Genomic DNA, 8,103 nt, shown 5'->3' with positions numbered 1-8,103 from the left:
GGCGCGGACGTTCAACGACGGCTGATTTCATGGGTGCGGTTCAAACCTTGCTTGTGCTTCTGCCAATTCTCGAAGTTCGAGACGATTTTTAATGCGACCCAGGCGATCAAGTACCTGGCTCATCGTGCCATGCAGATTGTTGTGTCGCCTGCATGTCAGCCATCACCTTCTCCGCAACCGTCAGTCGAGAGAAATAGTATAATTTTCGATCACCGTGTTTGCGAGTAGTTTTTCGCACATGGCCTTGAGGTCGGCTTCAGCCTTAGCCTTGTCAGCGCTTTCGAGCTCGAGGTCGAAGACCTTGCCCTGGCGGACATGGCCGATGCCTGTGAAGCCGAGGCCGCTCAGCGCGCCTTCGATTGCCTTGCCCTGCGGATCGAGAACGCCGTTTTTCAGCGTGACGGTTACACGAGCCTTGATCACTTCTTCTTCCCTGTCTTTGACCAGAACGACTTACTTGACCAAAACCGGGCCGGTGCCGCGCACAGGCTCGTTTTCGTTGATGATGCCGAGGCGGCGCGCGACTTCGGAATAGGCTTCGAGAAGCCCGCCCATATCGCGGCGGAAGCGGTCCTTGTCCATCTTCTCGTGGGTTTCGATGTCCCAGAGGCGGCAAGAATCGGGCGAAATCTCGTCGGCAAGGATGATGCGCATCATGTCGCCTTCGAACAGCCGTCCGCATTCGATCTTGAAATCGACAAGCTGGATGCCGACGCCAAGGAAGAGGCCGGTCATGAAGTCGTTGACTCGGATGGCGAGCGCCATGATGTCGTCGAGCTCGGCAGGGTTTGCCCAGCCGAAGGCGGTGATGTGTTCTTCCGAAACCATCGGATCGTCGAGAGCATCGGACTTGTAGTAGAATTCGATGATCGAGCGCGGCAGAACCACGCCTTCCTCGATGCCGAGGCGCTTGGCCAGCGAACCGGCAGCGACGTTGCGCACAACGATCTCGAGGGGGATCATCTCCACTTCCCGGATTAACTGCTCGCGCATGTTGAGCCGGCGGATGAAGTGCGTCGGGATGCCGATCTTGTTCAGATGGCTGAAGATGTATTCCGAAATGCGGTTGTTCAGAACGCCCTTGCCATCGATGACTTCGTGTTTTTTCTTATTGAAGGCTGTGGCGTCATCCTTGAAGAACTGGATCAAAGTCCCCGGTTCCGGTCCCTCATATAGAATCTTGGCCTTGCCCTCGTAGATACGGCGGCGACGGTTCATTTTAGTTGTTCTCTGTCGTTGGCGCTCTTGGGATAGCGCGAGTGGATGGATCTCGTGGCGTCCCCATAAAGGAAAAGAGAGAGTTTCACAATGCGCCTGTCACTCCTTCCCCGGATTCCAGATATGTAGGAACGCGGCCCAAGAGAATCGAAGACTTTCTGGAGATAAGCTTACAGTTTTTTGTGATGCGGTGGAATCAAAGCCGCCAGCACGGCCGCTTATGCAGGCTTTATTTGCTGCGGTTGCTTTTGATGTGCTGGCGAAGAACACCCTGAAGGGCGTGGGCGTCGCCGTCGTGCCGCCGCCAGCCCGCATTGCGTACAAAAGCCGGAATCTGCATGGCCGGCATCGGCCGGGCCAGGGCATAGCCTTGGAGCATGTCGCAGCCGAGATCGCTAAGGATGCGGACATGATCCATGCTTTCGACACCCTCGGCCGTGACGAGGATGTTCAGCGAACGGCCAATATCGATGATCGAACGGACGAGCTTTCTCTGCTCGGCCGACTGCGGCAGCATGCGGATCAGCTCCCGGTCGATCTTCAGCGTGCGAGGACTGAGTTTGAGCAGGCTGACGATCGAGGCATGACCGGTGCCAAAGTCGTCGATCTCGATATCGATCCCGAGCTTGCGCAATTGCCTGAGATTGGTCAGGACTGCATCATCGCAATCGTCAAGCGATATCGATTCCAAGAGCTCGAAGGAGAGGATCCCCGGCTCGATCTTCTGCACCCGCAGCTTCTTGCCAAGGCCCGGATCGGCCAGGCGCCTAGAGGAGACATTCACCGAAAGCTTCGGTGTGACGAAACCGTCTCTTGCCCAGGCGGCGCGATCAGCCAGCCCTTTCTCGAGGATCAGGCCGTCGATCGCTGAGACGACGTCAAGATCTTCGGCAATCGTCAAAAAGTGGCCTGGTGTCAACAATCCGTGCTCCGGATGCCGCCAGCGTGCCAGCGTCTCCACGCCGGCAACCTCCAGCGTCTGGGCATGAAACTGCAATTGATAGAAGGGAATGAATTCGTTGCGCTCCAGTCCGAGCAGCATTTCGTCCGACAGGCGCTTCGCCGCGATGATGGTGCGGCGGGCGTCCTTCGAGAAGAATTCATGGCGGTTGCGGCCTGCGCCCTTGGCGCGGTAAAGCGCAATATCGGCGTTGAGCAACAACTGCTTTGCATCGAGGTCCTTGCCGCTTTCTGCGGCAATGCCGATGCTGGCGCCGAAGCGACAGTCATGGCCTTCGTAGCGGACCGGCTTGCTGAGTTCGCGGATGATGCGAGCTGCCATATTGGAAAGCTTCTTCGGAGAACTGTCGATCGTGCAAAGTACGACGAACTCGTCGCCGCCGATGCGCGCAACGAAATCGCTGGCGCGCACGCTCTCCTTCAGCACCCTGGCCGCGTGTTTCAACATGGCGTCGCCGGCGCGGTGGCCGAGGGTGTCGTTGATCTGCTTGAAACGATCGAGGTCGATATGCAGGATCGCGAGCGTCAAGCCATTCTCGCGGCATCCGGCGGAACGCTCATCGAGCATGCGGTCGAGATAGCGGCGGTTGGGCAGTTCCGTGAGATAATCGTGAAGCGCCAGATGCTCGATGCTTTCCCTGGCGGCTTCGAGTTCCTGATTGCGGGCTTCCGCGAGATCCTTTGCCTTCTGCAGATCGTTGCGAAGACTGACCTCTTCGGTGACATCCCAGTTTGCGCCGATGAGTTTGCGGTTGCCGTCGGCATCCAGGAAGAAAGCCGAGCGGGAGCGAATGACGCGTTCGGCGCCATCGCCGCGGATGATACGAAACTCCTGCAGCAGGCCGCGGTCTTTTTCGAGACTTGCGTCTAGGTTCTTCAGCGTGCGCTCGCGGTCGTCCGGGTGCAGCGCCTGCTCCCATGCCTCGCTCAGCTTTACGCGCGGCGTGCCTTCAAGCCCGTACATCGCCAGCAAGCGGTCGTCCCACTCGACTGTTGCGGCGTTGAGATCGGCTTCGAAAACGCCGATGCGCGAGATTTCGAGAGCGAGATCCAGCCTGCGCGACAGGTGCTCGAGCATCTCCTCGGATCGCTTGCGGGCCGTGATGTCCGTATCCGTGCCGACGATGCGGGCAGGAGCGCCGTTTTCGTCCCATTCAACGCAGGCGCCGCGGCATTCGATCCAGACCCAGCCGCCGTTCTTGTGGCGCTCCCGGTATTCGAACACGTGATAATCCGGGTCCCCTGCGATCTGCTTCTCAATGGCCATGATGACGAAGTCGCGGTCATCGGGATGAAGAAGCTTGAGCCATTCCTCGTAGTCTCCGTCGGCCTCCTCGTGCGGAGCCATGCCGCGGATTTCTTTCCATGTATCGGAGTAGTATTTGGTGCCGATTAGGTTGTTGTGGTCCCAGACGCCGAGGCCAGAGCCGACGAGCGCATAGTTCCAACGGCTCTCGCGCTCCGCCAGATCGGAGGTATCCGGTGCCTGCTTCACCGCAAGCTTGTTGTCAGTATCGATCGCGCTGACCTGTTTTCGCTGCTTCACTGCGCACTCGCTCAATTCGCGTGCAGGCAGTCTGAAGTCATTGAATAAAATAACGGTTAAGCGGTGCCTGAAAGACGCGGAAAACTTTCGGTTTGCCAGGGCCTACGGCTTCAGGCGGCTCAGGAACTGCGCGAAGACCATCGTTCCCTCCGGCCAGGGGCCGTGGCCTGACTCCGCGTTGATATGGCCGGATTCACCAGCGTCGATCAGAAGCGAGCCCCAGCTTGCGGCAACGTCATCGGCATGCTCGTAGCTGCCGAATGGGTCGTTGCGGCTTGCCACTGGGATCGCAGGGAACGGCAGCGGATCGCGCGGGTAGGGACCGAAGGTCATGAGGTGCTTCGGGCGGATCTTCGGGTTGGCGACATCGGGCGGTGCCACGAAGAAAGCGCCGGCCACCTTCTTCCTGAAATGCGGGATCGCATGGATCGCCGAGGGTATTCCGAGCGAGTGGGCGACAAGGACGACGGGGCGGGACGAGGCGTTCACCTCCTCGGCGATGCGGGCGACCCAATCTTCGCGGACCGGTTTTGACCACTCCGCCTGTTCGACGCGCCGTGCGGTGCTGAGCTTTGCTTGCCAACGGGTCTGCCAGTGGTCGGGGCCGGAATTCGTGTAGCCAGGGATGATGAGAATATCGACGTCAGAAGCTTTCATGATCCCGCCGATGTGAGAAAGCTTGGCCGTTCTGTCAAGGGAAAGCGCGACAACGGCAGTGAAATTCGTTATGATCGCGCCATTGCCGGTTGCGGTTTCTCGTGTCGGCTGCGTCAATGCCGATGCATTCCCGCCGCCGGCCGATCGGCTTACGGAGGAGAAAGCCATGTCGGCATTTCATGTTATGACAGGATCAGGCGAGCGCTACGCACGTCTCGCTATCAACAAGATCAGCACCGCAGACGTCTTCGACGCGTTGCGTCGCGGGCTGGACGATTTTCGCGAAAAGCCTTCCCATTACGTGTTCTTATGCCTCATGTATCCGATTGCTGGCATTTTTCTTGCTCTTTTGTCATCGGACGCAAACCTTCTGCCGATGATCTTTCCGCTGATGTCCGGGTTTGCGCTGATCGGGCCGATTGCCGCCATCGGGCTCTACGAAATCAGCCGCCGCCGTGAGGCGGGTCTCGATACGTCGTGGAGGCATGCGCTCGAAGTCAGGCAATCGCCGGCCTTGCCGTCGATCATCGTCGGCGGGCTGCTTTTATTCGGCTTCTTCATCGTCTGGCTCGTCGCAGCGCAGACGCTCTACACGAACCTGTTCGGCGATGTTTTCCCGCGGTCGATCGAAGTATTCACCTCGCAGATTTTCGGCACGTCCGAAGGCATGCAACTGATCATCTGGGGCAATCTGCTGGGGCTCGTCTTCGCCATCGTGGTTCTGGCGACGACCGTCGTCACGTTTCCCTTGCTTCTCGATCGCGATGTAGGGCTGGTGGCTGCTATGGCTGCTTCGATCCGCGCAACTGTCGTCAACCCGGTACCGGTCATGCTGTGGGGCCTGATCATTGCTGCGGCGCTGGTCATCGGCACGATTCCGCTTTTTGTCGGGCTGGCGCTGGTGATGCCTATCCTCGGCCACGCAACATGGCATCTCTACAGAAAACTGGTCACGCCTGCATAAGGCACGATGCAGTCTGTGCGTTAAGCGAGCGGAACCTGCAACCTCCTTCAAAGTTAATCTGACGATGTCTTTGAAGGAGGTTTCCATGCCAGCATCGCGGCACGTTTTTACCCGCTTTGCCACCAACGTGTCCGAATGGGCGGGGAAGCCGGCCATCTTCGTTCTCGCGGTCGCGGTCATCATTGTCTGGGCGGTGTTGGGGCCGTTCTTCGACTATTCAGAAACATGGCAGCTGATCATCAATACAGGCACGACGATCGTGACCTTCCTCATGGTTTTCGTGCTGCAGAACGCGCAGATGCGCGACACGCGTGCCATCCAGGCCAAACTCGATGAACTCATCCTGACCAGCCATGCCGAGAACCGCTTCATCGGTATCGAAAACCTCGACGAGGAGGATTTGAAACATCTAGACCGGCTGGTGGCGAAAGCCGCCAGAGGAAAAGGCCGCACGGAGGCGAGCAATGTGTCGCAGGCGGTTGAAGGACGCCGCAAAAGATCGCAGGGAAGCAAACGCGCTGCACCATCGCGCAAGAAAAAATGACGACGGCGCCGTTGCTCCGGCGCCGTTTTCGAATGCTGCGGGGGGTTAGCCGAAAACGCGCTTGAAGATCGTGTCGACGTGTTTGGTGTGGTAACCGAGGTCGAACTTCTCTCGGATATCATCTTCCGAAAGTGCCGCACGGACTTCCTGGTCGGCGAGCAGTTCTTCGAGGAAGTCCTTGCCCTGTTCCCAGACCTTCATGGCGTTGCGCTGCACGAGGCGATAGGCGTCCTCGCGGGAAACGCCGGCCTGGGTGAGGGCCAGGAGAACACGCTGCGAATGGACAAGGCCGCGGAACTTGTTGAGGTTCTTCTCCATGTTCTCGGGATAGACCACGAGCTTTTCGATGACGCCGGCCAGGCGGTTCAGGGCAAAATCCAGCGTAATCGTCGTATCCGGGCCGATGGCGCGCTCGACACTCGAGTGGCTGATATCGCGCTCGTGCCACAGCGCCACGTTTTCCATTGCCGGCACGACCGACATGCGCACCAAGCGGGAAAGGCCGGTGAGGTTTTCGGTCAACACCGGGTTACGCTTGTGCGGCATAGCAGACGAGCCCTTCTGGCCCGGCGAAAAGAATTCCTCGGCCTCCAGAACCTCGGTGCGCTGCATGTGGCGGACCTCGATCGCGATGTTCTCAATCGACGAAGCGATGACGCCGAGTGTGGCGAAGAACATCGCATGGCGGTCGCGCGGGATGACCTGGGTCGAGACCGGCTCAGGCGTGAGGCCGAGCTTGGCGCAGACATGTTCTTCGACGCGCGGGTCGATGTTGGCGAAGGTGCCGACAGCGCCGGAGATCGCACCGGTGGCAATCTCGGCGCGTGCGGCGACGAGGCGGGCGTGGTTGCGGCCCATCTCTGCATAGAAGCGGGCGAGGGTGAGCCCCATGGTGGTCGGCTCGGCGTGGATGCCGTGGCTGCGGCCGATGCGGACCGTGTCCTTGTGCTCGAAGGCGCGCGTTTTCAGCGCTGAAAGTACGCGATCCATATCGGCGAGCAGAATGTCGGCGGCGCGCACCAGCTGGATGTTGAACGTTGTGTCGAGCACGTCGGACGAGGTCATGCCCTGGTGCACGAAACGGCTGTCCGGTCCGACGAATTCGGCAAGATGCGTCAAGAAGGCGATGACGTCATGCTTTGTGACGGCTTCGATCTCGTCGATCCTGGCGACGTCGAATTCTGCCGCGCCTCCTTTTTCCCAGATCGTCTTTGCGGCTTCCTTTGGAATGACGCCGAGTTCGGCCAGCGCGTCGCAGGCATGTGCTTCGATCTCGAACCAGATGCGGAACTTGGTTTCGGGCGACCAGATGGCGACCATCTCTGGGCGGGAGTAACGCGGGATCATGGCTCACTGCTTTCGTTGCGAGGAAGACTTTCTGGCGCCCCTGTAGCAAAGACGCGCGGTAATCTCAACGCATGCGTTTTGCAAGCGCGTAGCTGGTTACAAGCAGGCAGACGAGGCCGAACGGCAAGAAGAGCCGCAGACCGAGGACCAGGAACTGATAGACGGCGTTCGCGCCGGTGAAGATGAACTGATAGGTCCATACCAGGCTGCCGAACGGCGCATGCCAGCGCGAATAGAAAATGCGGTAGTCCATTGAAAAGAGAAATGCCGTCATCAGCATCGTGCCCGCCGTCAGGCAGACGAAGAAGGCGGCAAAGCGCGTGTCGATCCGGCGCCGGTAGGCGAAGAAGCGGCCGATCGGCAGCATGAAGGGCCAGGAGAAAAGGCCGCCGGCGAAATAGAGAAGCGCCAGTTCGGCCGCGTGTTCCGTCTCGAAGCGATTGCGCATGTAAAGCGCCGACATCGCCGAAGCCATCATCATGAGGCCCCAAAGCGCGGCGCCGCCAAACAGCTCCAAAATGGGTGGTCTGGCAGCGCGTATTCGGTCCATCGTCAACGATATGCCAATGTCATGAGCGCCCGGCTTTTGCAGCGCTTCGCAGGTCGCTGATGGCGCTGCGGTAGGCTTCGACGGAGGCGCCCTTGAAGATCGCCGAACCGGCGACGAGCACATTGCAGCCCGCCTTGCCAACGATCGGTGCGGTCTCGATGGTGACGCCGCCGTCGACCTCAAGCTCGATCGGCCTGTCACCGATTAGGGACTTCGCCGCTGCAATCTTTCTGGCCATCGCGGGACTTAATTGCTGGCCGCCGCTGTCGGGGGTCACCGACATGGTGAGGGTGAGGGCGACGGCGTCGAGACGGTGC

Annotated in this window: 8 protein-coding genes and 1 pseudogene; 2 read left to right on the top strand and 7 right to left on the bottom strand. The window is 59.4% G+C overall.

Going from position 1 to position 8,103, the window contains the following annotated elements:
• Nucleotides 1-180 precede the first annotated feature (180 nt).
• The 4 genes from purS to C9413_RS23405 form a co-directional block, all read right to left on the bottom strand.
• Nucleotides 181-423, bottom strand: a complete 243-nt coding sequence (gene purS / locus C9413_RS23420; RefSeq protein WP_039845014.1) for a phosphoribosylformylglycinamidine synthase subunit PurS — start codon at nucleotides 421-423, stop codon at nucleotides 181-183.
• A 30-nt stretch (nucleotides 424-453) separates the two neighbouring features.
• A complete protein-coding gene (purC, locus tag C9413_RS23415) occupies nucleotides 454-1,218 on the bottom strand; it encodes a phosphoribosylaminoimidazolesuccinocarboxamide synthase (RefSeq protein ID WP_022715264.1) in 765 nt (254 codons plus the stop codon).
• A gap of 229 nt (nucleotides 1,219-1,447) precedes the next feature.
• Entirely contained in the window at nucleotides 1,448-3,697 is a 2,250-nt protein-coding gene (locus C9413_RS23410; RefSeq protein WP_039846776.1) for an EAL domain-containing protein, read from the bottom strand.
• 129 nt (nucleotides 3,698-3,826) lie between these two features.
• A complete protein-coding gene (locus C9413_RS23405; protein ID WP_170250963.1) occupies nucleotides 3,827-4,381 on the bottom strand; it encodes an alpha/beta hydrolase in 555 nt (184 codons plus the stop codon).
• A 166-nt stretch (nucleotides 4,382-4,547) separates the two neighbouring features.
• Here C9413_RS23405 and C9413_RS23400 point away from each other — a divergent pair, with 166 nt between their 5' ends.
• Both C9413_RS23400 and C9413_RS23395 read left to right on the top strand, forming a co-directional pair.
• Nucleotides 4,548-5,345 (top strand): DUF2189 domain-containing protein, encoded by a 798-nt coding sequence (locus C9413_RS23400; RefSeq protein ID WP_039845013.1) that lies wholly within the window; start codon nucleotides 4,548-4,550, stop codon nucleotides 5,343-5,345.
• Between the two features lie 85 nt (nucleotides 5,346-5,430).
• Nucleotides 5,431-5,889 (top strand): low affinity iron permease family protein, encoded by a 459-nt coding sequence (locus C9413_RS23395; protein WP_039845012.1) that lies wholly within the window; start codon nucleotides 5,431-5,433, stop codon nucleotides 5,887-5,889.
• 45 nt (nucleotides 5,890-5,934) lie between these two features.
• Here the strand turns inward: C9413_RS23395 and purB are convergent, their stop codons facing one another.
• From purB to C9413_RS23380, 3 genes and pseudogenes are all read right to left on the bottom strand, one after another.
• A complete protein-coding gene (gene purB, locus C9413_RS23390; protein WP_039845011.1) occupies nucleotides 5,935-7,236 on the bottom strand; it encodes an adenylosuccinate lyase in 1,302 nt (433 codons plus the stop codon).
• A gap of 64 nt (nucleotides 7,237-7,300) precedes the next feature.
• Nucleotides 7,301-7,786, bottom strand: coding sequence for a hypothetical protein (locus C9413_RS23385; protein ID WP_039845010.1), 486 nt, complete (start codon nucleotides 7,784-7,786; stop codon nucleotides 7,301-7,303).
• A gap of 19 nt (nucleotides 7,787-7,805) precedes the next feature.
• A pseudogene (locus C9413_RS23380) lies at nucleotides 7,806-8,103 on the bottom strand (ribulose-phosphate 3-epimerase); the annotation flags it as partial.

Source organism: Rhizobium sp. SEMIA 4085 (assembly GCF_013004495.1).
GTDB classification, from domain to species: domain Bacteria; phylum Pseudomonadota; class Alphaproteobacteria; order Rhizobiales; family Rhizobiaceae; genus Rhizobium; species Rhizobium gallicum.
This window is presented reverse-complemented; position numbering and strand designations above follow the sequence as displayed.